Annotated in this window: 22 protein-coding genes and 1 pseudogene; 16 read left to right on the forward strand and 7 right to left on the reverse strand. The window is 69.6% G+C overall.

Going from position 1 to position 24539, the window contains the following annotated elements:
* The first annotated feature begins 356 nt into the window (after positions 1–356).
* The 4 genes from BFF76_RS04840 to BFF76_RS04855 are packed head-to-tail and all read left to right on the forward strand — an operon-like array spanning position 357 to position 6319.
* Complete coding sequence (locus BFF76_RS04840) at positions 357–3023, forward strand: helix-turn-helix transcriptional regulator (RefSeq protein WP_065847340.1); 2667 nt, start codon at positions 357–359, stop codon at positions 3021–3023.
* Positions 3024–3026: 3 nt separating this feature from the next.
* On the forward strand, positions 3027–3905 hold the full coding sequence (locus BFF76_RS04845; protein WP_065847342.1) for an alpha/beta fold hydrolase: 879 nt from the start codon (positions 3027–3029) through the stop codon (positions 3903–3905).
* A 9-nt stretch (positions 3906–3914) separates the two neighbouring features.
* Entirely contained in the window at positions 3915–4670 is a 756-nt protein-coding gene (locus BFF76_RS04850) for an ABC transporter ATP-binding protein (RefSeq protein ID WP_079122314.1), read from the forward strand.
* Positions 4667–6319, forward strand: a complete 1653-nt coding sequence (locus BFF76_RS04855; protein WP_065847345.1) for a hypothetical protein — start codon at positions 4667–4669, stop codon at positions 6317–6319. The genes BFF76_RS04850 and BFF76_RS04855 overlap by 4 nt, the downstream gene beginning before the upstream one ends.
* A gap of 106 nt (positions 6320–6425) precedes the next feature.
* Here BFF76_RS04855 and BFF76_RS34385 read toward each other — a convergent pair whose 3' ends face one another.
* Positions 6426–6551, reverse strand: coding sequence for a hypothetical protein (locus BFF76_RS34385; protein WP_275935655.1), 126 nt, complete (start codon positions 6549–6551; stop codon positions 6426–6428).
* Between the two features lie 341 nt (positions 6552–6892).
* On the opposite strand from BFF76_RS34385, the gene BFF76_RS04860 reads away from it, so the two are divergent.
* Together BFF76_RS04860 and BFF76_RS04865 are read left to right on the forward strand one after the other, a co-directional pair.
* Entirely contained in the window at positions 6893–8134 is a 1242-nt protein-coding gene (locus BFF76_RS04860) for a lanthionine synthetase LanC family protein (protein ID WP_275935656.1), read from the forward strand.
* A gap of 96 nt (positions 8135–8230) precedes the next feature.
* Entirely contained in the window at positions 8231–8671 is a 441-nt protein-coding gene (locus BFF76_RS04865) for an ATP-binding protein (RefSeq protein WP_031093916.1), read from the forward strand.
* Positions 8672–8863: 192 nt separating this feature from the next.
* Here the strand turns inward: BFF76_RS04865 and BFF76_RS04870 are convergent, their stop codons facing one another.
* A complete protein-coding gene (locus BFF76_RS04870) occupies positions 8864–10117 on the reverse strand; it encodes an RNA polymerase sigma factor (protein WP_065847347.1) in 1254 nt (417 codons plus the stop codon).
* A complete protein-coding gene (locus tag BFF76_RS04875; protein WP_031093913.1) occupies positions 10114–10473 on the reverse strand; it encodes a YciI family protein in 360 nt (119 codons plus the stop codon). The genes BFF76_RS04870 and BFF76_RS04875 overlap by 4 nt, the downstream gene beginning before the upstream one ends.
* A 439-nt stretch (positions 10474–10912) precedes the next feature.
* Between BFF76_RS04875 and BFF76_RS04880 the strand changes: the two genes are divergently transcribed.
* Positions 10913–11317 (forward strand): hypothetical protein, encoded by a 405-nt coding sequence (locus tag BFF76_RS04880; RefSeq protein WP_065847349.1) that lies wholly within the window; start codon positions 10913–10915, stop codon positions 11315–11317.
* 78 nt (positions 11318–11395) lie between these two features.
* Here BFF76_RS04880 and BFF76_RS04885 read toward each other — a convergent pair whose 3' ends face one another.
* Positions 11396–12319, reverse strand: coding sequence for an oxygenase MpaB family protein (locus tag BFF76_RS04885; RefSeq protein WP_051834587.1), 924 nt, complete (start codon positions 12317–12319; stop codon positions 11396–11398).
* Between the two features lie 389 nt (positions 12320–12708).
* On the opposite strand from BFF76_RS04885, the gene BFF76_RS04890 reads away from it, so the two are divergent.
* Positions 12709–14952: a serine/threonine-protein kinase gene (locus BFF76_RS04890; RefSeq protein ID WP_065847351.1), complete on the forward strand. Its 2244-nt coding sequence runs from the start codon at positions 12709–12711 to the stop codon at positions 14950–14952.
* A gap of 113 nt (positions 14953–15065) precedes the next feature.
* On the opposite strand, the gene BFF76_RS04895 is transcribed toward BFF76_RS04890, so the two are convergent.
* Positions 15066–15332 (reverse strand): hypothetical protein, encoded by a 267-nt coding sequence (locus tag BFF76_RS04895; protein ID WP_065847352.1) that lies wholly within the window; start codon positions 15330–15332, stop codon positions 15066–15068.
* A 39-nt stretch (positions 15333–15371) separates the two neighbouring features.
* Entirely contained in the window at positions 15372–15752 is a 381-nt protein-coding gene (locus BFF76_RS04900; RefSeq protein ID WP_031101504.1) for a VOC family protein, read from the reverse strand.
* 297 nt (positions 15753–16049) lie between these two features.
* Between BFF76_RS04900 and BFF76_RS04905 the strand changes: the two genes are divergently transcribed.
* Positions 16050–16892 (forward strand): phosphotransferase, encoded by an 843-nt coding sequence (locus tag BFF76_RS04905; protein WP_065847354.1) that lies wholly within the window; start codon positions 16050–16052, stop codon positions 16890–16892.
* A gap of 100 nt (positions 16893–16992) precedes the next feature.
* Positions 16993–17137, forward strand: a pseudogene (locus BFF76_RS32105) (IS5 family transposase); the annotation flags it as partial.
* Positions 17138–17211: 74 nt separating this feature from the next.
* Here the strand turns inward: BFF76_RS32105 and BFF76_RS04910 are convergent.
* Positions 17212–17658 carry an anthrone oxygenase family protein gene (locus BFF76_RS04910; protein WP_065847356.1) on the reverse strand — a complete coding sequence of 149 codons (447 nt, stop codon included), beginning with the start codon at positions 17656–17658 and terminating at the stop codon, positions 17212–17214.
* Between the two features lie 90 nt (positions 17659–17748).
* Here BFF76_RS04910 and BFF76_RS04915 point away from each other — a divergent pair, with 90 nt between their 5' ends.
* The 6 genes from BFF76_RS04915 to ectB all read left to right on the forward strand — a co-directional run.
* Positions 17749–18327: a TetR/AcrR family transcriptional regulator gene (locus BFF76_RS04915; RefSeq protein WP_065847358.1), complete on the forward strand. Its 579-nt coding sequence runs from the start codon at positions 17749–17751 to the stop codon at positions 18325–18327.
* Positions 18328–18552: 225 nt separating this feature from the next.
* A complete protein-coding gene (locus BFF76_RS04920; protein ID WP_065847360.1) occupies positions 18553–20502 on the forward strand; it encodes an acyl-CoA dehydrogenase family protein in 1950 nt (649 codons plus the stop codon).
* 151 nt (positions 20503–20653) lie between these two features.
* Positions 20654–21166, forward strand: coding sequence for a hypothetical protein (locus tag BFF76_RS04925; RefSeq protein ID WP_141695570.1), 513 nt, complete (start codon positions 20654–20656; stop codon positions 21164–21166).
* Between the two features lie 303 nt (positions 21167–21469).
* On the forward strand, positions 21470–22534 hold the full coding sequence (locus BFF76_RS04930; protein WP_079122315.1) for a YihY/virulence factor BrkB family protein: 1065 nt from the start codon (positions 21470–21472) through the stop codon (positions 22532–22534).
* Between the two features lie 461 nt (positions 22535–22995).
* Positions 22996–23556: a diaminobutyrate acetyltransferase gene (gene ectA, locus BFF76_RS04935; protein WP_031101491.1), complete on the forward strand. Its 561-nt coding sequence runs from the start codon at positions 22996–22998 to the stop codon at positions 23554–23556.
* On the forward strand, positions 23553–24539 hold a 987-nt coding region (gene ectB, locus BFF76_RS04940; RefSeq protein WP_065847364.1), incomplete at its 3' end, for a diaminobutyrate--2-oxoglutarate transaminase. The genes ectA and ectB, both read left to right, overlap by 4 nt.

The raw sequence follows: 24539 nt of genomic DNA on the forward strand, positions 1-24539 counted from the left end.
TTCCAATCATCTGATCGTTGGTCTGGGTGCGTCGTTGGCTGATGCCCAGTGGGCGAGGATCGAGCTGTTGCTGCCTGATCGGACGCCGATGCGGGGTGGTCGCCGGCGCGATCACCGCCTTGTGACTGATGCGATCGCGTTCACGGCTGTTCCAGCGGCAAGCCCGTCTGGTGAGCCGGACCGCGATCATTCTCGGCGACGCTTTCCGAACCGCCAGTGCTCACACCCGCATCAGACGCTCGGCCAGGGCCCTCCGCCCCGCTGGAAGGCGGTCTGTCCGAGCAGAGTGCGGTTCTCCTGGCAGCCCTGTCCCGGTGAGTGCCGTACTCCGGCCGCCTCCCTTACAGTGGGCTCCTGTGCTTTACGGAAGATCTGCGGAAATCAGCGCGCTCGACGAGGTGATCGCACAGGCCCACCATGGCTGCGGCGGGGCGGTGGTGCTCCGGGGTGAGGCCGGTGCGGGCAAGACCGCCCTGCTCGACGCAGTAGCCGCGCGGGGCGAGGCGATGAAGGTGCTGCGGACCGGCGGCTTCGAGTCCGAGTCCGACCTGGCGTTCGCGGCGCTGCACCAACTGCTGTGGCCGGTGGCCGGGTCGCTCGTCGCGCTGCCCGGGCCGCAGCGCGATGCCGTGCGAGCGGCCCTGGGGCAGGCCGTCGGCGGCGCAGGCGACCGCTTCCTACTGGGCGCCGGCGTGCTGTCGTTGCTGGTCGAGGCCGCCGGCCCGGAGGGCCTGATCTGCGTGGTCGACGATTTCCAATGGGTCGACCGGGCTTCGGCCGATGCGCTGCTGTTCGCCGCCAGGCGTCTGGGTACCGAACGGATCGCGATGTTGTTCGCCGTCCGCGGCGACGCTCCTGTCAAGGGCGTGTCGTCGACGGTGGGCGTGCGCGGCCTGCCCGAGGATGCCGCGGCCGCGTTGTTGGAGTCCCGGCACGGGCTGCTGGCCGCCCCGGTGAGACGGGAACTCATCACGCTGACCGGGGCGAACCCCCTGGCCCTGAATGAGATTGCCGCCCGGCTGACGCCCGCGCAACTATCCGGCTGCGAACCGCTGCCCGACCCGCTGCCCGGTGGTGCCCGGCTTTTCGGCGACCGGGTGACCGGGTTGTCGGCCCACGCCCGGCTGGTCGCCCTGCTCGCCGCTGTCGAGACCGATGTCGAGGTGGTCCTGCTTGCCGCCGAGCGGCTGGCGGTGGGGGCGGGGGCAGCGGCCTTCGCCGAGCTGGAGGAGAGCGGGCTGGCCGAGGTGTCGGGTACTGGCATGCGTTTCCGTCACCCGCTCATGCGATCCGCGATCCACGAGGCGGCCGCTGCCGCCGAGGTCCGCCGCGTGCACGCCGTCCTGGCGGAGCTGACCGCCGGCGATCGTAGGGCCTGGCACCTGGCCAAAGCCGCCCTGGGCCAGGCCGAGCCGGTCGCCGTCGCGCTGGTGGAGGTCGCCGAGCGGGCTCGCGACCGCGGCGGGTACGGCGCTGCCGCTACCGCCCTGGCCAGGGCAGCCGAGCTGACTCCCGAGCCGCGCGCCCGCGCGGTCCGGCTGAAGGACGCCGCCGTGGCGGCCTGGCTCGCCGGCCGGCCGGGACAGGCCGAATCGCTGTTGGCCGAGGCACGCGAAGGGGTCGGCAGGGACAGCTCGCTCGCGATGGAGATCGCCCAGCTCCGGGGCCGGTTCGAGTTGAACTCGGGCAATGCCGCCGAGGCCGTGCGGATCCTGGTGGCGGGAGACAGCCTGGACATGCTGGCCGACGCTGTGGAGGCGGCCTCGTTCGTCGGTGACACGGAGGCCGTCGTCGAGCTCGGCCGACGGGCGGCGGCGCACCCCGAGGGATTCCTGAGGGACACGGTGGCCGGAATCGGGCTGACTCTGAACGGTGACGCTGCCGGGCCGGGCCTGCTGCGACGGGCACTGGCGAGGGCCGCCGAGCTGGAAGATGCGGCGGGCTACCTGTGGGCGGCGGCCGCGGCCAGCGCTCTGGGCGAGGCGGATGTGGCGACTGAGATGGCCGAGCGGGCCGGACGAGTGGCCAGGGTGTCGGGGATGACCGGGCAGTTGCCCGTCGTGCTGGAGTTCGTAGCGACCGCCGATCGCCTCGCCGGGCGGCTCGCGCGCAGCCAGGCCGTCTCCGAGGAGGGCCTGGCGCTCGCACGGGAGGCCGGGTACGGGAACACGGTTGCCGCGCACCTGGCCAATCTGGCGGTGCTGGCGGCTCTGCGGGGCGAGGAGGAGCCCTGCGAACAGCAGGCCCGCGAGGCGCTGGCCATCGCGCTGCCGCACCGCGTGGGACTGCATGCGGGGGTGGCCGCGTACGCGTTGGCGATGCTTGACCTGTGCCTGGGCCGCTACGCCACGGCGCACGACCGCTTCAGGGCGATCGAGGCGGCCGGGCCGGGCGCGGGGCATCCGACCGTGGTCTGGCGGACCATGCCGGACCGGGTGGAGGCCGCTGTAGGTGCGGGCGATGAGGCCGGTGCCCGAGTGGCGCTTTCGGCCTACGAGCGATCGACCGAGCACGCCGCGACGTCCGAGTCGCGCGCGCTGCTGGCACGCTGCCGAGGCCTGGCCGAATCGGCTGAGGAGGCTTTCGGTGAGGCGCTGCGGCTGCACACCAACCCGTTCGAGGCGGCCAGGACGGCCCTGTTGCTGGGTGAGCGTCTGCGCCGCGCACAGCGGCCAGGTCAGGCGCGAGCGCATCTGCGGATGGCGTGGGAGATTTTCGAGCAGGCCGGTGCCAGGCCGTGGGCGCGGCGCGCGCAGGAGGAGTTGCGGGCGGCGGGCGAGAACGCCGGCGCCCCGCCCCCCAGTGTGCTCGACGCGCTGACCCCGCAGGAACTGCGCATCGCCGGCTTGGTCGCCGATGGGTTGTCGAGCAAGGAGATCGCCGCCCAGCTCTTCCTGAGCCCGCGTACGGTCGAGTACCACCTGTACAAGATCTATCCGAAGCTGGGCATCGGCTCCCGTACGGGTCTGGCGCGGCTGGTAGTTCTACGGAAGGCGCCCGTAGTCGCGGACGACATGCTTTGAGGCATGCAAAAAGTCACCCTCTGGAGTGAGGAATTCGGTGCCGAGACGGACGCGCCGATCCTGTTGATCATGGGTTCGATGTCGCAGGGCATCCTGTGGCCGGACGAGTTCGTCGGCCGCCTGACCGCCGGAGGCCGCCGGGTGATCCGGTACGACCACCGTGACACCGGCATGTCGGGCACCGTCGACTTCGCGACCGATCCGTACACCTGGGACGACATCAAGAACGACGTCTACCGCGTGCTTGCGGCCCACGGCCTGGACAGCGCCCACCTGATTGGTCACTCGGCGGGTGGGCTGCTCGGCCAGCTCATCGCCGTGGAGGTGCCGGAGCGGGTACGGTCGCTGACCGTCATCGCCTCCTCGCCGCTCGGTGGCGGCGAGGGCCAGGTGCTCCTGCGGGCCCTGATGGGCCAGTCCCAGCCCGAGGGCAGCCTGCCGGAGCCGAAGCCGGAGTTCGTGGAATTCTTCCGCGCGCTGATGGCCGCCCCGCCCGCCCAGGACCGCCGCGCGCTGATCGACAGCATGATCGCCGAGCAGCGCGTGCTGCACGGCACCGGGCTGCCTTTCGACGAGGACGCGGCGCGCCGACTGCAGGAACGCGTCTACGGCCGGGCTCGCGACCTGTCCGCGACGGCCAACCACCGGCTGGCCGCAGGGGCCGGCCCCGACTTTGAGCCGGTGGACGCGCTGCACCGGGTGCAGGCGCCCACGCTGGTCATCGAAGGCAGCCACGAGCCGGTCAAACCGGGGCACGGCGCGATCATCGCCGAGCAGATCCCGGGGGCGCGGCTGATGACCGTGGCGGGCATGGGGCACACGCTGCCGCTGGAGACCCACCAGGAGCTGGCCGACGCGATCCTCACACACACGGCCGAGTGAGGAAGTCTGTTGCAGAATCCCTGTGTTCCCGCCATCGAGGTGGCGGACCTGACTCAGCGCTTCGGCGCCGTGCTCGCCGTCGACCGGCTCAGCCTGAGCATTCCGCCGGGAATGTTCTACGGCGTCGTGGGCCCCAACGGCGCTGGCAAGACCACCGTCCTGACGGCCATGTGCGGGCTGCGCCGTCCGACTGCGGGCACGGTCAGGGTCGCCGGTCATGATCTGCGCACCGCGCGGGAGGCCGCGCTCGCGCAGCTCGGCGTCATGATGGACGGGCTGTCCTTGCCCGAACGGCTGACCGCCGGCGAGGTCCTGCGCTACAGCGCGGGGCTACGCGGTCTGGAAGGCGGCTGGCGGGCGCGGGCGGGCGACCTGCTGGAGATCCTCGGACTCGACGCGGTTCCCCACACGCTGATCGTGGAGTACTCCACAGGCATGCGCAAGAAGATCAATCTTGCGCTGGCGCTGCTGCACCGGCCCCGGGTCCTCGTACTGGACGAGCCGTTCGAGGCGATCGACCCGGTCTCGGCCCACTCCATCGAGCAGGTGCTCAGACAGTACGTCGACGCCGGCGGCACGGTGGTCCTGTCGAGCCACATGATGGACTTCGTCGAGCGCAATTGCCGCCGGGTGGCAGTGGTGGTCGATGGCCGGGTGCTGGTCGAGGGGCCGGTGGAGCAGGTGGCCGCGGGCTCGACGCTGAACGAGCGGTTCGTCGAGCTGGTGGGCGCCGAACCCGTGCGGCCGCTGGAGTGGCTGGCGTGACCCGCGCCTTGTTCGCGCTCAAGCTGGGTCTGTTCCGCAACGGCCCGCACAACGAGCGCGTCTTCTGCCTGGTCACCGGACTGATCCTGGCCGCCCTGGTGATCTCGGGCGCGTCCCTGACGGCCCATGGCGTGATCCACGAGGACTGGATCGCCGTGGCGCTCACGGTGTGGGGTGGCATGTGGCTGTTCGGGCCGCTGGCCCAGCCTCGCCATGATCCGTCAGTCATTTCCCGCGAGTGGTTGCGCGGTTGTCCGCTGCGGTCGTGGCGGCTGGCGCGGGCGCTGTCGTGGACCGAACTGCTGGCCATCGGCCCGCTGATCACGCTGGCGTGCCTGTCGTCGCTGGTGGTGCTCGCCGCGCCGGGTGGCACGACGGCGGTGGCGGCCGCCATGGCCGCGGTGGCGGCCCAGCTGTATCTGCTCGTCTGGGCGGGCAAGACGGTGGCGGCACTGGTGGCCTGGCTGCTGCAGACCCGGGCCGGGATGACGCTGGCCGCCGTACAGACCGCGATCATGCTCGCGCTGTCCTTCGCCGGATGGGTACCAGTCGCGGCCTGGTTGCTGCCTCGTCCCGGCGAGGGGGACATAGCCCTGGTCACCCCCACGGCCGGGCGACTGCCCGAGCCGATGACCGACGTGCTCGCCGCATCGCCCACCGGTTGGGGGTACGGCGCGGCACTCGCCGCCCGCGACGGCGCCGGGGCGGGACCGGTCCTGCTGCCACTGGCGGCACTGCTGACCTTGGGCGCCCTGTTGCAGCTGTGCTGGATCGCGCTGACGGTTCGCGCCCTGCGCCGGCCGCCTCGCCGGGCGAGTTCGCGGCGGCCCGCCGTACCGGGACGTGGGTTGTCCTTGCCGTTCACGACGCCGCAGGTGGCCGCGGTCGTCTCGCGAGAGCTGGTCACCTGGCTGCGTGACCCGGCCCGCGGCGTTGAGCTGCGCAGCGCCTGGCTGACACCGCTCCTGATGGCGCTCATCATCGCCTCCACCGACTGGAGCTGGGCGCTGCCCCTGGCGGGCCCCGCAGCAGCCGTGTTCGGCGCGATGATCGCGATCAACACCTACGCCTTGGACGGCACGGCCCTGTGGCAGCTCCTCACCACACCGGGCGCAATCAAGGCCGACGTGCGCGGGCGGATGGTGGCGTGGGCGCTGATGTTCGGCCTGCCGTCCATCGCGCTTGCGGCCGTGCTGTGGGCCGCGACCGGTTCCCCCTTGGGAGGTGCCGCCGTCGGCGGTGCCATCACCGCGGCTGCGGCGGGCTGCGCCGGGGCACCGCTGCTCGCGCTCGTGATGCCGGCCGTCGGCACCGACGCCCGCGATCGCATCCACCCGGGGCAGCAGGCGGGCGATCCAACGGGCGGACAGATGACGATCTTCCCAGTGGCCCTGCTGGCCGCGATCCTGCCCGGCGTCATCGGCGGTCCGTGGTGGGGGAGCGTCCTCTTCGCCGTCCTCCTGGCGGCTGTCGTCCTGGGCGTGATACCCGCGCTCACCGTGCGCCTGCTCCAGCAGCGCGGCACTGGCCTGCTGGAGGCGATGGCCACCCGCGACACCGCGTTCCTGCACGCATCCGCCCGGACGAAGAGCTCACTCAACCGGCCATCGGACACTCTCTGTCACAGTCGGTCCGGAGCGACTCCATGAGTTGCACCGGCGCGCGTAGGAGTCGCTCTCCAGGTACGCGGTGCGGGCGGTGCCGGTCTTCGCGGCCGGGACGGCGGGGCGCCGTCCGCCCTTGCTGCCCTTGGCCTCACGGCGCGTAGCCGTCGTAGGTCAGCTCGCGCAGGGTCTGCCGGCGCCGGCCACCGCCGGCAGCACCCCGGACGCGGCGCCGAGCAGCATCGTCGAACGGTGCGATCTCCGGCGCCCCAGCCATGTGCCGACCAGCGTCCCCACTGCGACAAGAATCAGCCCCTGGTATTGGCCGGGGCTGTTTCCCTCCGGACAGGGCGAGTCGGTCGCTTTCGCAGCTCCGGCCCAGCTGCATGTGTCCGGCCCGGTCCCCGGGCCGGTGGTGTGAAGGGGCCAACGGGCATCGCCCGACGAGGCTGTCGTGAGTAGGACGGTGATGGCGGGGGCATGCCAGGATGATCGGGTCCTGATCACGAGCAGCTCGTGATCAGCACACCATGGGGAGGACCGCAGTGCTTGTTTCTGAACCGGAAAATCGCTCGATCCGGGTCTCGGGCGGCCAGACGATGGTGGAACGCCAGGACGATGATCAGTAGTGCGCCGCATGACGCGGAGTCGCTTGCCGTCGGAGCTCTTCAGTGGCTGCTGAAGGCTGCCCGAGGCACCGACAACGGTTTGGCCTGGTCAGAAACCCCCGCCGTCGAGCACACCACACCAGATGTGTACAGGGGGACTTCGGGAGTGCTGCCGGCCCTCCTCGACGCATGGCGGTACTTCGGCGATGACCGCTACGCGGACGCGGCCTTGCGTGGTGCACGCAGCGTCGCTGAAGCGGTCGACAACTGGGAGGACAGCGGTCTGTACACGGGGGTGGCCGGGATGGCCGTCGCGCTGCGGGGGGTGCACCGCGTGCTTGGCGACACCGCGGCGGGGGCGTCGGCAGACCATGCTCTGGACGTCCTGCGGTCCCGTTTCGACGGCGCAGGGTGGAACGACTACTACGAACTCCTCGCCGGCAACGCCGGCATCGCTCTCGCCGCGTTGGAGTGCGGCGATCTCGATCTGGCCCAACGGGCCGTCGACCGCTACGCGCGCACTGCCGAACCCACCGCCGCCGGCGTTCACTGGGAGATCCGGGCCGGTGCCGTCCCGCGCTTGCACCACATGGCGCACGGCACCCTCGGCATCGTCCACGCGCTCGCCGCAGTGGGCCGGGCCGCCGACCGTCCCGACCTCGTGGACCTAGCCTCGGCAGGAGCCGCCGATGTCGTCTCCCGCAACGAGGCACGCCCGGACGGCTTCCTCGTACCGCACTCCGACCCGCAGCAGCAACACGAGAAGATCGAACGCCACAACTACGGCTGGTGCCACGGCACCGCCGGCGACGCCCAGGTGTTCCGCCTGCTGAGCCACGTCCTGGCCGACGACCCGGCCTGGCCCGCCCTCGTCGAACGCTGTTGGCGCACTGTCGTCAATTCCGGCGTCCCACGACGGATCCGCCCCGGCTTCTGGGACAACAACGGCCGCTGCTGCGGCACCGCCGGCGTCCTCGCCCTCGCCTGCGACCGCCAAGTTGAACACGGCGACGGGAGAGACTTCGCCGACGTCCTCGTCGCCGACCTCGCGGCCCGCGCGACGACCGACGGCGACGGCGTCCGTTGGTCGAACTTCGAACACCGCGAGACGCCCAGTGATCTTGCCCCCGCAACCGGCTGGGCCATGGGAAACGCGGGCATCATCCGGGAGCTCCTTCGCCACGCCCGCATCACCGCGAACCGCGACCCGGGGTATGCCGTCCCCTTCCCGGACCACCCGCCCACTGGCTGAGTGCTGATTGCTGCGGGACACCGGCCGACGTGGGTGCCGGGGGTGTGCCTCGAAGCCGGGGGTAGGAGGTGAGTACAGCGGAGTGAGGGAGGGCCGATGGCGAAGGACACGTCGCTGCGTGCGATGGGATGGGCGCAATCGTTTCCGGTGGCACAAGGGGTGCGGGCGGGCCGTCGGTGGACGCGGGAGCACCTGGCGTCCCTGGAGTGGACCGAGGACGCCCCCGAAATGGTTGACGCGATACTGCTCAGTGTCTCCGAGCTGATCACCAACGCGCACGTGCACGCGCACAGCGACGCCCAACTGGTTCTCACCTGGGACAGCCACTGCCTGCACGTGAGTGTCCACGACTCCGACCCCGTGCCCCCGGCCAAGCGGCCCGAAGACCTCACGACGACCGGGGGGCGCGGCCTGGCCATCGTCGACGCGCTCGCCGACGGCTGGGCCACACATCCGCAGGCGTCGGGCAAGACCGTCACCGCGTGCTTCGTACCACCCGGCGCTCCGAAGCCTCGGCACGGTGGGGACATCAGCTGACTTCCGGACGGACGTTGCCCGCCAGGCACTCCGTGAGTACGCAGCCTCACCCGGGCCGCGGTAGCGGCGTCCGATGGGCAGGCCGGACGCCGCTGCCGCTCAACTCAGGCCGGTGGCGCTCGCAGGCCGTCAGGGCGACAGGCACGGCGCGGGTCACGAGCACGGGAAGGGTCGGCCGATACACGGGCGTGATCAGTTCTGCACTGAGGTGAGGCGCATGGCGCGGGCGGTGAGGTGGCGTCGCTCCGTTGCTCCGACGGCGCGTCGGGCGGCGTCGCGGTAGCCCTCCGCGGCCGCGGTGTGGTCGCCGAGCAACTCCAGGAGATGAGCGCGGGTGGCAAGCAGACGGTGGTGGCCTGCCATCTTCTTGTCACGTTCCAGGGCGGCGAGCAGTTCCAGTCCGGCGGCCGCCCCGTGCACCATGGCGACGGCTACCGCGCGGTTGAGGGTGACGATCGGATTCGGCGCGGCCTGCTCCAGGAGTCCGTACAGCGCGAGGATCTGCGGCCAGTCCGTGGCCTCCACGTGCTCGGCCTCGTCATGGACGGCGGCGATAGCCGCCTGCAGCTGGTATGGGCCGACCTGTCCTTGGGGCAGGGTCTCGGTGAGCAGGGCGATACCCTCGGCGATGAGCTGTCGGTCCCACCGGCCGCGATCCTGCTCGGCCAGCGGCACCAGGTCTCCGCCGGGCCCGGTGCGGGCCGGCCGACGCGCGTCGGTGAGCAGCATCAGCGCGAGCAGCCCGGCCGTTTCGCGGTCGTCGGGCAGCAGACGATGCAGCCAGCGGGTGAGACGGATCGACTCGGTGGACAGTGCCGGCGCGGTCAGGTCGCTGCGGTCCGTCGTGGCGTAGCCCTCGTTGAAGATCAGATACAGCACGTGCAGCACTGCCTGCAGGCGTTCGGCGCGGTCCGCCGCGTCCGGCATGCTCAGTGGCGCTGCGGAGGATTTGATGGTCTGTTTGGCCCGGCTGATGCGCTGGGCCATGGTCGGCTCGGGAACCAGGAACGCCGCAGCGATCTGAGTGGTGGTCAGGCCGCCGACCGCGCGCAGGGTCAGCGCGATGCGGCTCGACGGGGACAGCGCCGGGTGGCAGCACAGGAAGAGCAGCGCGAGGGAGTCATCCCGGTCTGCGGCCGGTTCGGCGTCGGCGGCGTGGCTCAGCAGCTCTGCCTGCGGGGTCGCCAGGGCGATCCGGTCCTCACGGCGCCGGCGGGCCTGCTCACTGCGCACGTGGTCCACCAGCTTGCGGGAGGCGACGGTGACCAGCCATCCCCGGGGATTGTCCGGCGTTCCCTCTGCGGGCCACTGGAGGGCGGCCGCGAGCAGTGCCTCCTGCACGGCGTCCTCGCACGCGTCGAAGGCGCCGTGGCGGCGGACCAGCGCGCCGAGGACCTGCGGCGCCAGCTCGCGCAGCAGGTCCTCGACGCAACGTTGCACGCTCACACGTCCGCAGACTCGTGCAGGACCGGCCACAGCTCGACCGGGCTCTCGGAGGCGAACGGCATGTCCGCCGCGATCTGCTGTGCACGCTCCTGGCTTTCGCAGTCGAACAGGTAGAAGCTGGCGATGTACTCCTTGGTCTCCAGATACGGCCCGTCTGTGACCGCCGGAGCCCCGTCCTCGCGGCGCACCAGCTTGGCGTTGACCGCGTCCGCCAGGCCGTAGGCCCCCAGGAGCTCCCCACTCTCGCGGTACTTCTTGTTGAACGCCTCCTGCTTGGCGATGGCCTCGGGCCACGCCTCGGCCGGGAATGAGTCCCACTTCTCCTGGTTGCCGTAGATCATCGCGATGTACTTCATCTCCGGTGTCCTCCCGGTTCTGCGTGCCCCGTCGGCGCGCTGTCACCCCTCAGTCGGAGCGGGCACCGGGCCCTCGACATCCGGCGACAAACTTTCTTCGACTTTTCTTCCGCGTCACCGGAGGCAGGTCTGAGCGCCCCCGAGCAGCTACGGATATCAACCTACGGTCTCACCCTCCACGGGACGCATCGGCCCGGGGCTGCCCCCCACCCACCGAGTGGAGCCGCGGCTCGGACGGCCGACAGGGCGACAACGTCGCCGACCGCTGACGTTCCCAGGGCGCCAGCACCGCCGACCGCATGCGGCCCGTCTGCGGACACGGTGCCGTGGACCACGTCCAACTGCGCATCGGCAAACGGCACTTCGCGCAAGCCTGTCCCTACGCCAACCCCCGAAGAACATCAGGAGCCGACCACTAAGCTTGCCGAGGAGGTGTTGCGTGTCCTGGCCATCTGTGATCATTCTCGTCGCCGCGGACCGGCGCCCGTGTCTTGAGAGGCAGATCCGTTCCTTCGGGCTCACTCCGGACCTCTTCACGGGCGACGAAAGGCTGCACCGGCACGGGTACTCGTACTGCATCGACCTCTCGGGTGGAATCCTGGCGGACTACGAACCCGAAGAGCTCGAGCAGGTGACGAGCCGGATCGGTGAACCGTACGCGGTCTACGTGTCGTGCCAGTCCATGGACGCGGCGCGGGCCCTTCTCCGCGACGTCCTGCCCGGTGTCGACGGACTGCTCGACACCAACCACTACGAGATCCTCCGGGCCGGCGAGTTCCTCACGCTGATAAACCGTCACCCCGAATGGGACTGGCGTCGCCGACCCAGCACAGACCTCAGCTGAACCGGCTGACCCGGCGACAGGGGTGGTTCTGCAGCAGTTGCACGAGCACCACTCACGGGTCCGCAGGCTTGGAGGGCGTCAGCCGTCCTCGACACCGAAGGTGCCCGAGTCGCGCGGGACTTGGGCGTTCACCACGGTGGGCGGTGGTGGAGTCATGGCCCAGCGGATCGCGGCGGTGAGTGCCCGTCCTGTCGGGGCCATGCAGGCTTCCGCGATGCCGGACAGCTGAGGGAGCTCCAGTGACGTACGGGCCCACCGGGGGAGAGAGGCTACGCAGTTCGCGGCGAGCAACGCGTAAGGGGCACGGGCAGCCCAGGGCAGGGGCGGGTGGAGCAGAATGAAGCGTGCGGCCTCGCGTGCCTCCTCCGTGGGGCGCAGCTCACCCCGGTAGGTCCCGAGGCTGGCGGCCAGTTGTTTCCGATTGCGTGGAGGATCGGTGACGCCCAGCGCTTCCGCCACTCGTGCCGTGTCGGCGATGTAGCCGTCGTATCCGGCCGGGTCGAGCGGTGCCTCTCCGTATCGCTGGTGGGCGAGCAGGAAACTCTCGACCTCAGCCACGTGCACCCAGCCGAGGAGGTGCGGATCAGCGGCGTCGTAGGACTCTCCGGACGAAGTCGTTCCGCGCACCCGGCCATGTACGGCACGCACTTGGTCGACCGCCTGCTGTGCGTCGTCCGCTGCTCCGTAGGTGGTTACGGCGAGGAACGTACTGGTGCGTTGGAGGCGTCCCCAGGGATCACCGCGGTAACCGGAATGAGCCGCCACGGCAGCCATTGCCAACGGGTGCAAGGACTGGAGGAGGAGCGCCCGAAGTCCACCGATGAACATGGACGCATCGCCGTGGACAGTCCGAATCGGCCGGTCGGGACCGAACCACCGTGGGCCAGGTCTTCCGTGGATACGGGCGCGGTTCTCCAACCCTGCGGGACCGGCGACCCGGGTGAAGATCGCACTGCCCAGCCGCTCCCGCAGGCCGGATGCGGCACGCGTGGACGAGTCCATAAGGCCAGTATGCGCTCACGGCCGCCCCGTGGCCCTACCCCTCCGGGCGGCGGCGGGAGCATTCGGCACCCGGTGTCAAGGACGAGTGCGCCTCAACACCATCAGTCAGCTGTGGCTACGCTACGTAACGCCCGCTGCGCGGGGCTGTAGAGGGTCGGTCCGACGAGATTCCGCGCGTGGCGACGGGCCGCACCTGCGGTGGTCCACGACACGACGAGGCCCTGCCGCGCTCTCGGCGCGGCCTCGTCACACCGTGCACAGCAGTAGCCCCGGGCCCGTGTTCGTCACCCGCTTTACTCTGCCGTACCGCCCTGCGGCTAGTTTGTGTGCAGGACAGGTACGCGGGCCCGTGGCGGCAGAGGTGCACGGGGAACGGGAGGTCGGGAAGAGTGTCGCTGCGCGAGGGCGATCCAGCCGAGATCGGCGGCTATCCGCTTGAGGCGCGGATCGGTTCGGGTGGCATGGGTACGGTCTTCCTGGCCCGCACGAGCTCGGGGCGACCCGTCGCGATCAAGTTGATCCACCAGCACTTCGCGGGGGACGACGAGTTCCGCATCCGTTTCCGGCAGGAGGTGGCGGCCGCGAGGCGGGTGAGCGGCGCATTCACCGCCGCCGTTGTCGACGCCGCGCCCGAGGCCGAGCAGCCGTGGATGGCGACGGCCTACATCGAGGGGCACACGCTCACCCAGCACATCGCCACGAAGGGCCCGCTGAGCGGTGTGGAGCTGCGAAGGCTCGCCATCGGGCTGGCGGAGGCGCTGCGTGACATCCACCGGGTGGGGGTCGTCCACCGTGACCTGAAGCCCTCGAACGTAGTGCTCTCGCCCGAGGGCCCCCGCGTCATCGACTTCGGTATTTCACGCGCCGTGGACCAGCAGACGCTGACGATGACAGGGCGGGTCATCGGTACGCCGCCCTTCATGTCGCCGGAGCAGTTGCAGGCACCGCGTGGTGTGGGACCGCGGTCCGATGTCTTCTCGCTGGGGACGCTGCTGGTGTACTCGGCGACCGGCCACGGACCCTTCGACGCGGACAGCCCCTATATGACGGCGTATCAGGTGGTCCACGAGGAGCCGTCGCTGGGTGCCGTACCGGCGGCTCTGCGCGCTGTCGTCGAGTCGTGCCTGGACAAGGAGCCCGAGGGGCGGCCGTCGGCGGACGAACTCCTCGTGCTGCTGCGGGACCTGCCGGCCGACCTCGGTGGTACCGACGCGAACGAGGTCGGGGCGGGCCGCACCCGCGACATGATCACCCAGCATCACTTTGCGGCGCGGGCCACCCCGGCGCCGACCGCCCCTGCCACCGCCCCGGCCGGTCCCGATACAGGGAGCACCGGCACTTCCGCCGGCCGTCGTCTGCGCAGCCGGTGGCGGCCGGTGCTCGCGGCCGCGGTAGCGGTGGCAGCGATCGGTGGGGGAGCCGCCGTGCTGCAGGCGGGCGGCATCGGGGGGAACAGTAGCAGCGGCAAGGGCGACAGCGTGGCGGCGCCGGGTGCCGCGCTTCCGGACGGCTTCGAGCCGTGGCGCAGGACCGTGCAGGGGGGCCGTGAGGACATCCCCGACGAACTGCGCTGCGTCGCGCGCGGCGACGCGCTGTTCTGCGGTGGCGGCGGTGTTGTCGCGACCCGCATCAGGGTCCAGGACGGCTCGCGGGTGTGGACGGCGAAGAGCCCGGGCGTCCCCGTCCAGGGCATGCACCTCGTGGGCGCTACCGACGACACCGTGCTCGGTTACCGCTTCGCCGCCCAGGACGCCCCGCAGGACCCTCCGAGCGAGGTGGTGGCCATGGACGCGGACAACGGCCGGGAGCTGTGGTCCGTGCCGTCCGGCGCCCAGTCGACGGCCGTCACGGGGCGGACCCGGGACGCGCTTGTGATCGGCTCCGCCGTCGTGACGGTCGACGCTTCCAACTCCCGCTTCGAGGCCCGGGACGCGCACAGCGGTGAGGTCAGGTGGACGACGTCGTTCCCCGCGGGTACGCAGTGTGCTCCCGTCGCGGTGGGCCCACAGGTCCTGGCGATGTGCGCGACGGATGCGGCGGTGGACGGCTCGGAGGTGCGCAACTCCACCCTGTACACGGTCGACCGTGCCTCGGGGGCACTGGGCAGGCCCATCGCGGTCAACGGCCCCGCCGTGCCGGTGGGCGTCGCCAACGGCCGGCTCGTACTCCTTCAGGAGCACATGGAGGGAACCGCGTCGGTCGGCTACGACGGGGTGGCGCGGGTCGACCCGGTCTCGGGGAAGGTCACGTACTCCCGACTGGCCAGGACGTACGAGGGGACGCCCGGCATGGCGGACGGCACCGTCTACGTGAGCGGGCAGACCGGCCTCGTCACGGCGCTCGACGCCACGACGGGCCGGAAGAAGTGGTCGCGGCAAACGGCCGTGGAGGGCGCTTCGGGTCCCGAGGCGGGAGCCGGCGCAGTGTATTTCAGCTCGGCCACCGGCCGGGTGGTCGCGCTGTCGCCGCACGACGGCAAACCCCTGTGGACGACGAACCCGCAGGCCGATGGTTCGACGGGTGAGCAGGGCGCAAGTCCGCGCGTGACCGTTGCGGGGCGGGTGGTGATCGTGGCCGCGGCCAAAAACACTCTTTGCGCCTTCGATGCGCAGAAGCCGCCGAAGGCGGGCTGACTCCGGCGGGTACCGGACGCCTGCACCTTTCTTGCCGTGCCGGCACCGCAGAGACTCACGGGCTCGGCGTGGCGGACCTCGACGGGCTCGGCCGGCCGGCTGTTGCGGTCAGGTCAAAAGAAGTCGAGCCCGGCAGACTCGACTGCACCCAGCTGGCGGCACTCGCCGGTGTCCCCGTCCACGCACACGTAGCCCGTGCCCACCGCCATGTCACGGAGGTCACCGCTGCTGAGAAAGGCAGTTGACTGACAGTCGAAATAGAAGGCGGCGCCCACCCGGACGCTTTCCCCTTCGGCCAACGCGAACGTCATGCCTTCATGGCTGACTTGTCGGTCCAGGAAGTCCTGGGCCAGCACGGTCGCCGCTGCGATGTCCAGCATTCAGTCCGTCCTGAGGGGAGAGCAGCTCCGGGAAGAACGTCAGAGCGGGTTGAGGCGGGCCTTGAGCAGGCAGAACTCATTGCCTTCGGGGTCGGTCAGGACATGCCACTGCTCGTGTCCTGTCTGGCCGATGTCGGCCGGGCGCGCACCGAGCTTCAACAGGCGTTCGAGCTCGGCGTCCTGATCGCGGTCGGTGGCGTTGACATCGATGTGCAGCCGGGACTTCCCCTGTTCCGGTTCGTCCCTGCGGCTGAGGATGATCGTCGGCTGCGGGCCACCGAAGCCTTCGCGAGGCCCGATCTCCAGCGTGCCGTCGTCCTCGCGATCGAGCACGACGAAGTCCAGGACCTCGCACCAGAAGCGCGCCAGCACCTCGGGGTCGCGGCAACCGAGCACGAGCTCACTGATACGACACGCCATGACCAAACCCGCTCTCAGTCTGGGAACTGCCCGGGAAGCCACACGTGAACCTGATGGGCTCCCAGCAGTAAGGACAATTCCGCGACCGTACCGGACGAGGCGAGCACGGGCGAGATCTTTTCGGGGTCATCCCTGTTCGGGCAGCCAGGCCGGGTCGTTGGCCGTGAAGCAGGGAAGCTGAGTGATGCCGGTGCCGGACCGAGTCCGGGTTCGGACGCCATGATGTGCGAAAGGACTTCGGGGGCGTTGTCGCTGTCGCCGGACGTGTATGTGTACTCACCGACCAAGGAGAACGGTATGGAGCAATCAGAACTCCGCCGCGCAGTCGAGGCAGGACGGACGACCGCTTCGGGGCTGGGCCTTCAGGTCGACGACGTGATCGTCATCCACAACTCGGACCGCGTAGCACTGCGCCTGGTGCCTTGCGAGGTTCTGGCCCGGGTCGCGCCTTCGGGGCAGTTGGCTGAGTCCGAGTTCGAAGTAGACGTTGCTCGCCGTCTGGCCGGCGTCGACGCTCCCGTGGCTGAGCTCGACCCTCGGGTCGAGCCCCGGACCTACTTGCGTGACGCCTTCGTCATCTCACTCTGGACCTACTACGAACCGGTGGGACCGGAGATCACGTCGGCCGTCTACGCAGACGTGCTCCTGCGGCACCATGCCTCCCTGCGCCAGATCGCTCTGGACGCACCGCATTTCACCGCTCGAGTCGCTGCCGCACTGGGAAAGGTGAACGACCGCGAGCAGTCCCCCGAGCTGCCCGATCCTGACCGGGAACTCCTCAGCAACACACTCGGTGGACTGTGCGCCGCGATCGGAACCGACAAGACGCGCGACCAGCTGCTGCACGGCGAGCCTCATCCGGGCAACCTCCTGAACACTAGGAGAGGGCCGCTTTTCGTAGACCTGGCCACGGCCTGTCGTGGGCCGGCCGAGTTCGACCTCGCCCATGCGCCAGAAGAAGTGGGAAAGCACTATGCGGGGGCTGACCAGGGTCTGATTCACCGGTGCCGCGCCCTGAACTGGGCGATGTTCTCGGCCTGGCGCTGGCGCCGGGACGACCAGATGCCCGACCGGGACCACTGGAGATCGGAGGGGCTCAGCCGGGTTCGTGCCGCACTCGATCGCTGCGGCGCGTGCTGAACCCGAGGACATCTCATCCCCTCGCCTCGTGCCCGCGGCAACCCGCGGTTCGAGGGCGTGGTCCGGCGGTTCAGGACCGGCGGGCAGTGGCGGGAGCGCAAGGCCGGACGCGGGGGCCGGGGACAAGACGTACCCGTCCCGGGGCAACCGCGCCCGCCTGCACAGGCGCGGCATCGGGGCCGTCATCCCGGAGAAACGGGGACCAGGCCGCCGACCGGAAGACGAAGGGCGGCATAGGGGTCAGGTTCGGGTGAGATCTTTGGCCCGCTGCCGCGCGGGGGAGTGGGATTGTGCGCTGCGTACGGTGTCGCCCCGCGGGTCAGACGAGGGCGGCGACCAGCAGGGCGAAGGCGGCGATGATGACGGCGACGCGGACGTAGTGGAGGCGGTCCCAGCGGTTCATCTGCTGCTTCCAGTCGGCGGGGCGGTTGTCAGGGGTCCACGTCTTGCCCCGGTTGTTGATCGGGACGAGCAGCAGGATCGACATGACCACGCTGAGGACCAGCAGTGCGCCGGCGGTGACGACGAGCCCGGCGCCGTGGTCGTGCCATCCGGCGATGGCCCAGACGGCCACAAGTATGAGCGAGGTGATGTACCAGACCGGCATCACGCTGCCGAGCATCCGGCCCCCGTGGGCGCGGCCGAGTTGACCACTGTCGCCGGGGAGTGCGTTGAGGATCGGGTTGATGACGAAGGAGACGGAGAACTCGACCCCCACCATCACACCGACGCTCACTGTGGTGAACACCTCGAGTGCGTTGAGCATGATGACCCCTCAGATATCTAGCGTTGCTAGCTGACGAGGCAACGCTAGTCCTGCTGCCGCTCGCTTGTCTAGCGGTGCTAGGGTCGAGCCATGTCGGTACAGGAACGCAAGCAGCGCGAACGGGTGGAGCGCGAGCGCCTCATCGTGGCTACAGCCCGCGAACTCGCCGAGCAGCAGGGTTGGGACGCGGTCACCACCCGCCGGCTCGCCGAGCGCATCGAATACAGCCAGCCCGTTCTCTACAGTCACTTCCGCGGCAAGCGCGAGATCATCGGCGCCGTCGCCCTCGAAGGCGCTGCCGAGATGGCCGCTGCGCTGCGGGCCGCGGCCTCTGCCGCCGACGGGCCTCGCACCCGGGTCGCCGCGCTCGCCCGCACCTACCTCGAATTCGCCGCACGCAACCCGGCGGTCTACGACGCCATGTTCGAGCTCGACGGCGGTCTGGCCTTCGCGAACGACGACACCCCACAGCCTTTGAAGGACGCCTTCGCCGCCCTGCTGGAAAGCCTCGGGGAGGTCGCCGGGGACGGCGTCCACCCGGGACTGTTCACCGAGGTGTTCTGGGCGGCCCTGCATGGGCTGGCCACCCTGACCCGAGCGGGACGGCTGCCGCCGGAGGACACCGAGCCGAGGGTGGAGCTGCTGGTGGACCGGCTCGCCGTGGTCTGACACACCATCCAGGCCGGGCGCGCAGCCGGGGCCCTCGAGACCCCCGGCTGCCTGTCTGTGGCACATCGCTTCGCGTAGCGCTGTCTCGCGCAGCGTGGTGGAAGCGGTTGCCGACGGGGGTCCGCGAGGTCCAGGAGACGACCGATGTCGATCAAATGGCCTCAAAGCATCCTCTGGGAGCCTGTTCGGCTGCTTGATCGTTCCCGGGCGGGGTAGCGAACTGGCATGGCCACTGAGAACACATCCACCTACGCGAGCGGATACGTGCAGCCCGAGGTCGACGTCCGGGCGCTGACCAAGGTGCTCGACGGCGAGTATGCGGAGATCCGCGACCTCGTCCGGACCAACCTGGTGACGTATGCATCCGTCCTCGAGGAGGCCGAGGAACTCGGTGTCGACGCGTTTCGCGAGCGGGTGCGTGAGCTCGTGGTCGACATGGCTGCGACAGGCCAGACCGGTATGGGTTTCCCGAGCGAGTACGGCGGAGGCGGCGACATCGGGGCCTCCATCGCCGCTTTCGAGACGCTGGCCTTCGGCGACCTGTCGGTCCTGGTGAAGGTCGGCGTGCAGTTCGGGCTCTTCGGTGGCGCGATCCTGCATCTGGGCACCGAACGCCACCACGAGGCCTATCTGCCGGACCTGATCACCGGGCAGCTGATGGGGTGCTTCGCGATGACCGAGACCGGGCACGGCTCCAATGTGCAGGCACTCGGCACCCTCGCGAGGTACGACGCCGCCCGCCAGGAGTTCGTCATCACCACGGACGGCGACGGGGCGCGCAAGGACTACATCGGCAACGCGGCCCGGCACGCCGAGCTGGCGGTGGTCTTCGCGCAGCTGGAGGTGGGCGGAAAGTCCGAGGGCGTCCACGCGTTCGTCGTGCCCGTCCGGATGGGCGGCGAGGTGGCGCCAGGTGTCCGGATCGAGGACGACGGCCGCAAGATGGGCCTCAACGGCGTGGACAACGGCCGCATCTGGTTCGACGGCGTGCGGGTGCCGCGCGAGGCGCTGCTCAACCGGTTCGCCGACGTCACCACCGAGGGCGTCTACGAGAGCTCGATCGAGAACCCCGACCGACGCTTCTTCACCATGCTCGGCACGCTGGTGCAGGGCCGGGTCAGCGTCGGCGGTGCCGGGGTCAACGCCGCCAAGGTCGCCCTCGTGATCGCCACGAAGTACGCCGCGCGGCGCCGCCAGTTCGAAGCAGCCTCGGACGCGGAGGAGCAGCTGCTCCTCGACTACGGTCTGCATCAGCGTCGGCTGCTGCCGCTCATCGCCCGTACGTACGCGTTGCACTTCGCGCAGGACGTCGTGCGCACGCAACTGCACGAAGTCTTCTCCGGCATCAAGGACGACGCGCCCGCCCGCCGCCGGCTGGAGTCACGGGCCGCCGGCACCAAGGCGCTCGGCACCTGGCACGCCACCCGGGTCGTCCAGGAGTGCGGCGGCGCCGGCTATCTCAGCGTCAACCGGTTCGCCGCCCTCAAGGCCGACAGCGACATCTTCACCACCTTCGAGGGCGACAACCACGTCCTGCTGCAGCTCGTGGCCAAGGGGCTGCTCACCCATTACGCGAGCGAGTTCGAGGACCTGGACCAGCTCGGCATGGTCCGTTACGTCACCAACCTCGCGGTGGAGACGGTCATAGAGAAGACTTCCGCCCACAAGCTGCTCGAGCGGGTACGAGACCTGCTGCCCGGAGGCGACGAGTGGGACCAGGAAGCCGGCCTGCTCGACTCGGAGTACCAGCTCGCCATGCTCCGTTACCGCGAGGAGCACATGCTCGCCGGTGTAGCCCGCAGACTCAAGCGCGGCGTCGACCAGAAGCGCAATCCCGGCGTCGTCTTCTCGCAGGTGCAGGACCACGTCATCGCGGTCGCCCACGCACACGTTGAGCGGCTGGTGCTGGAGGCGTTCGTCGACAAGGTGCGCGCGCTGCCCGACGGCGGCAACAGGGTCGCGCTCGGCTTGCTGTGCGACCTGTTCGCCCTGTCGACGATCGAGGCCGACCGGGCCTGGTTCATGGAGCACGGCCGGCTGACCGTCCAGCGTTCCAAGGCGATCAGCCGTGAGGTGAACGACCTCTGCCGCAAGGTCCGGCCCCTCGCGGTCGGCCTCGTCGACGCCTGGGGCGTCCCGCCCGAGATGCTGCGCGCGCCGGATCTGGTGGGCTGAGCCGGGGGACAGAACCCCGGTCGGTCACGACGTGGGGCGCCGCCGGGCTGCCCTTCCCAGGGACTGTGCCGGGGCCGACTCCCGGCGCACCCCCGCGTACGATCAGGGCGGGCGTGGCCAACTGATGCGCCAGAACAGGGCAGGTGTCCGGGTGGGCAGACAATTGGCCGAGGTCGAGATCGCCCGCATACGGTGGGAGGAATTCCGCACCCTCGGCAACCGGTCCGGCGCGGTGCCCGGGGCGCTGCGCCGTCTGCTCGCGGCGGCCGACGAGGACGATGCCCTGGCGGCCTACTGGGACCTGGAAAACGTCGTGGTCGTGCAGGGGCAGTTGCACAGCGCCGCGCTGCCGACGGTCTCCGTCCTCCTGGCGGGCCTGCTCGGCGAGCTGTCCGCGGATGCCCGGGACTTGGTTCTGGAACTGCTCCAGCAGATCGTCATGGGCGAGTCCGACGAGGACGAGGCCGTCCTTGGCAGCACAGATCTGGGGGACCGCTGCCGCGAAGCGGCCCGCACCGGTCTGTGGGTCGTCTACCGCGAACTCGGTACCCGGCGCGGGGAGACGGCGCAGGCCATTCTGGAAAGGATCGAGAGCGAGAAGCCGAGGCTCGCCGCCCATCTGGCCGGTGTCCGGGGCAAGTGGCGGGGCACCCCCCGTCAGTAGCGCCGCCGCGCGCCTTGTGTGCACCTGCCGCCAGGTCGGTGCCGGTCCTGGTGGTCGGTGAGCAGCCACGCCTCGATGTCGCCATCGGTGTGCACCTCATCGCAGGCCCTCCGTACTCGCAGGGGGCCATCCTGGCCGGATGGGTGCGGTCCGGTGGCCGACAGCTGGCACTGCGGGTGTGATGTCCGTGTGACCTCCGGTCGGAGGTCGTACTGCAAGGCAGCGGGTGCCTGCATCCCGAGCACAGTCCGGCGGATCGCACCGGCTGTCGCCGGTGCACGGCGTGAAATCCAAGGAGTTTTCATGACGACGCCACCCTTTGACGGGCCGGATGACCGCGAACACCACGATGCTGACCGGAGCCGCGGAGATGGCAGCCATCTCAACGACGGCAGTGGTGGCACGTATCGTCCGCTCCACCGGAGCGGGAGCGAACGCAGCAAGGACGACTCGGGCCCATCCGGGCAAAGAAGCGCCGACGGCGGTTCCCCCGGCGGCGCCGTCAAGCGCACCCTGCGGGAGTTCAAGGAGGACAACCTTGCGGACTGGGCGGCCGCCCTGACCTATTACGGGGTCTTGGCGGTTTTCCCGGCGCTGCTGGCCCTGGTATCGATTCTGGGCCTGCTGGGACCTTCAGCCATCGATTCGCTGATCAAGAATCTGTCCAGCATCGCGCCCGGGTCCGTGCGCGACATTCTCACCACTGCGCTGGAGCAGTTGAAAGGCAGCCAGGGCAAGGCCGTACTCGCACTCATTGTGGGTGTCATCTTGGCGCTGTGGTCCGCCTCCGGCTATGTGGCCGCGTTCATGCGGGCCTCCAACATCGTCTATGACATCGGTGAGGGCCGGCCGGTCTGGAAGACGCTCCCGGTCCGCCTCGGCATCACCACGGCCGTGGTGATCCTACTGGCGCTGACCGCGGTCGGCGTTGTCTTCACGGGAACGCTGGCCAAGAAAATGGGGTCGATCCTGGGCCTGGGCGACACGGCGGTGACGGTGTGGAACATCGCCAAATGGCCCGTCATGCTGATCCTGGTCGTCGTGATGATCATGCTGCTCTACTGGGCCGCCCCCAACGTCAGGCGTCCGATCCGGCGCGTGATCCCGGGTGGTGTCGTGGCCGTTGTCATCTGGCTCATCGTCTCCGCACTCTTCGCTCTCTACGTCGCCAACTTCAGCAGCTACAACAAGACCTACGGGACTTTCGCGACTCCGATCATCGCGCTCATCTGGCTGTGGCTCACCAATATCGCGATCCTGCTCGGGCTTGAGTTCAACGCCGAACTGGAACGTGGCCGCTCGATCGACAAAGGCCGTTCCGCGGATGACGAGCCCTACGCCGAACCCCGGGACACGCGCAAACTGTGACGACAGCGGACTCCTCGGGACAACCACTTGCCGTATCGGATGGACCCACGGATTCGAGTCGTTGAACCGCGGAATGCCTGTGTGGAGTGAGTGTCCCGGATCAGTCTGATTCCGGCTGCACGCACCGATAAAGAACCCGATTGGCGGCCTCCCGGTGAAGAAGAATGCCGCAACCCTCCGTAGGGGAGAGTGGCCGTGCTTGCGTTCCGGCCTGCCTCATGCGGAAGGTTCCTGTGGTCCGGGACGGGCCATCGGCTTAGCATGACTCCGGGTAGTGCTCGCCGAGCAGAACACGATTCCGACGTGCGAGTTGTCGTGATGAGTGTGAAATCGAAAGAGAAGATTTTCGGCACCAACTTGATTTCGCGATGATCCTGTTCGTGCTCGACCGGAAGAGCTTCATACGCTTCGTGCGGGAATTCCCCGCCCTGTGCACTGCGGTGAGACGGAGGTGTGGACCCATGGCGACGCCGGAAGGGCACATAGGAGAGCCCACTGTGGAGGACGGTGCCTCGGTGTGGCGAATCGCGCGCGATTCCCACGTGCTCGATGTGAATTCTTCCTACAGCTACCTGCTGTGGTGCCGTGACTTCGCGGCGACTTCCGCTGTCACCCGCGACGAAAGCGGCATGGCCGTCGCGTTCGTGACGGGGTACATCCGCCCCGAGCAGCCCGGCACGCTCGTGATCTGGCAGATCGCAGTGGATGGGGACCGGCGAGGTCGTGGCCTGGCAGGGGCCATGCTGGATCACCTGACCGCCCGCCTGAGGTCCCGGAGCGTCCTGCAGTGCATGGAGACGACGATCAGTGCCGAGAACGAGGCGTCTCAGCGGTTGTTCCTCTCGTTCGCCGCGCGACACGGGGCGTCGGTGGAACGGGAGCCGCTGTTTCCCGCACGGCTCTTCCCTGACGCGCACGACTCCGAACACCTCTACCGCATCGGCCCACTTGCTCAGCCGCCGCCGTCGGCGCCCGGAACCCAGTACTCGGAAACCCGCCGCACCAGGAGCGTTCCATCATGACGAACACCCCGTCCGACCTGAGTGTCTTCGAGAGCCTCGAGTCCGAGGTACGCAGCTACTGCCGCGGCTGGCCCGCGGTGTTCGACCGCGCGCAGGGCGCCCGGCTCACGGACGAGGACGGCCACTCGTACCTGGACTTCTTCGCCGGTGCCGGATCGCTCAACTACGGCCACAACAACCCGGTGCTGAAACGCGCGCTGATCGACTACATCGAGCGCGACGGCATCACCCATGGCCTGGACATGGCCACGACGGCCAAGCGGGCCTTCCTGGAGACGTTCGAGAACGTCATCCTGCGTCCCCGTGACCTGCCCTACAAGGTGATGTTCCCCGGCCCGACCGGCACGAACGCCGTCGAGTCCGCGCTGAAGCTCGCCCGCAAGGTCAAGGGCCGCGAGTCCGTCGTCTCGTTCACCAACGCCTTCCACGGCATGTCGCTCGGCTCGCTCGCCGTGACCGGCAACGCGTTCAAGCGGGCCGGTGCCGGCATCCCGCTGGTGCACGGCACCCCGATGCCGTTCGACAACTACTTCGACGGCCAGGTCCCCGACTTCCTGTGGTTCGAGCGGCTCCTGGAGGACCAGGGTTCCGGGCTGAACAAGCCGGCCGCCGTGATCGTGGAGACCGTGCAGGGTGAGGGCGGCATCAACGTCGCCCGCGCCGAGTGGCTCCGTGCCCTCCAGGAGCTGTGCCACCGCCAGGACATGCTCCTGATCGTCGACGACATCCAGATGGGCTGCGGCCGGACCGGCGGGTTCTTCTCCTTCGAGGAGGCCGGCATCGTCCCGGACATCGTCACGCTGTCGAAGTCGATCAGCGGCTACGGCCTGCCGATGTCGCTCTGCCTCTTCAAGGGCGAGCTGGACGTCTGGGAGCCGGGCGAGCACAACGGCACCTTCCGCGGCAACAACCCGGCCTTCGTCACGGCCGCCGCCACGCTCGACGCGTACTGGGCCGACGGCCAGATGGAGAAGCAGACCCTG

This window comes from Streptomyces mutomycini, assembly GCF_001700505.1.
Taxonomy (GTDB): domain Bacteria; phylum Actinomycetota; class Actinomycetes; order Streptomycetales; family Streptomycetaceae; genus Streptomyces; species Streptomyces mutomycini.

Coding starts and splice junctions, on each gene's coding strand:
- ectA (WP_031101491.1), top strand. CDS start 22,996: ATGGCGACGCCGGAAGGGCACATAGGAGAGCCCACTGTGGAGGACGGT.
- BFF76_RS34385 (WP_275935655.1), bottom strand. CDS start 6,551: ATGGCTGGGGCGCCGGAGATCGCACCGTTCGACGATGCTGCTCGGCGC.
- BFF76_RS04910 (WP_065847356.1), bottom strand. CDS start 17,658: ATGCTCAACGCACTCGAGGTGTTCACCACAGTGAGCGTCGGTGTGATG.
- BFF76_RS04860 (WP_275935656.1), top strand. CDS start 6,893: ATGATCAGTAGTGCGCCGCATGACGCGGAGTCGCTTGCCGTCGGAGCT.
- BFF76_RS04920 (WP_065847360.1), top strand. CDS start 18,553: ATGGCCACTGAGAACACATCCACCTACGCGAGCGGATACGTGCAGCCC.
- BFF76_RS04905 (WP_065847354.1), top strand. CDS start 16,050: ATGGAGCAATCAGAACTCCGCCGCGCAGTCGAGGCAGGACGGACGACC.
- BFF76_RS04900 (WP_031101504.1), bottom strand. CDS start 15,752: ATGGCGTGTCGTATCAGTGAGCTCGTGCTCGGTTGCCGCGACCCCGAG.
- BFF76_RS04915 (WP_065847358.1), top strand. CDS start 17,749: ATGTCGGTACAGGAACGCAAGCAGCGCGAACGGGTGGAGCGCGAGCGC.
- BFF76_RS04885 (WP_051834587.1), bottom strand. CDS start 12,319: ATGGACTCGTCCACGCGTGCCGCATCCGGCCTGCGGGAGCGGCTGGGC.
- BFF76_RS04930 (WP_079122315.1), top strand. CDS start 21,470: ATGACGACGCCACCCTTTGACGGGCCGGATGACCGCGAACACCACGAT.
- BFF76_RS04845 (WP_065847342.1), top strand. CDS start 3,027: ATGCAAAAAGTCACCCTCTGGAGTGAGGAATTCGGTGCCGAGACGGAC.
- BFF76_RS04875 (WP_031093913.1), bottom strand. CDS start 10,473: ATGAAGTACATCGCGATGATCTACGGCAACCAGGAGAAGTGGGACTCA.
- BFF76_RS04865 (WP_031093916.1), top strand. CDS start 8,231: ATGGCGAAGGACACGTCGCTGCGTGCGATGGGATGGGCGCAATCGTTT.
- BFF76_RS04895 (WP_065847352.1), bottom strand. CDS start 15,332: ATGCTGGACATCGCAGCGGCGACCGTGCTGGCCCAGGACTTCCTGGAC.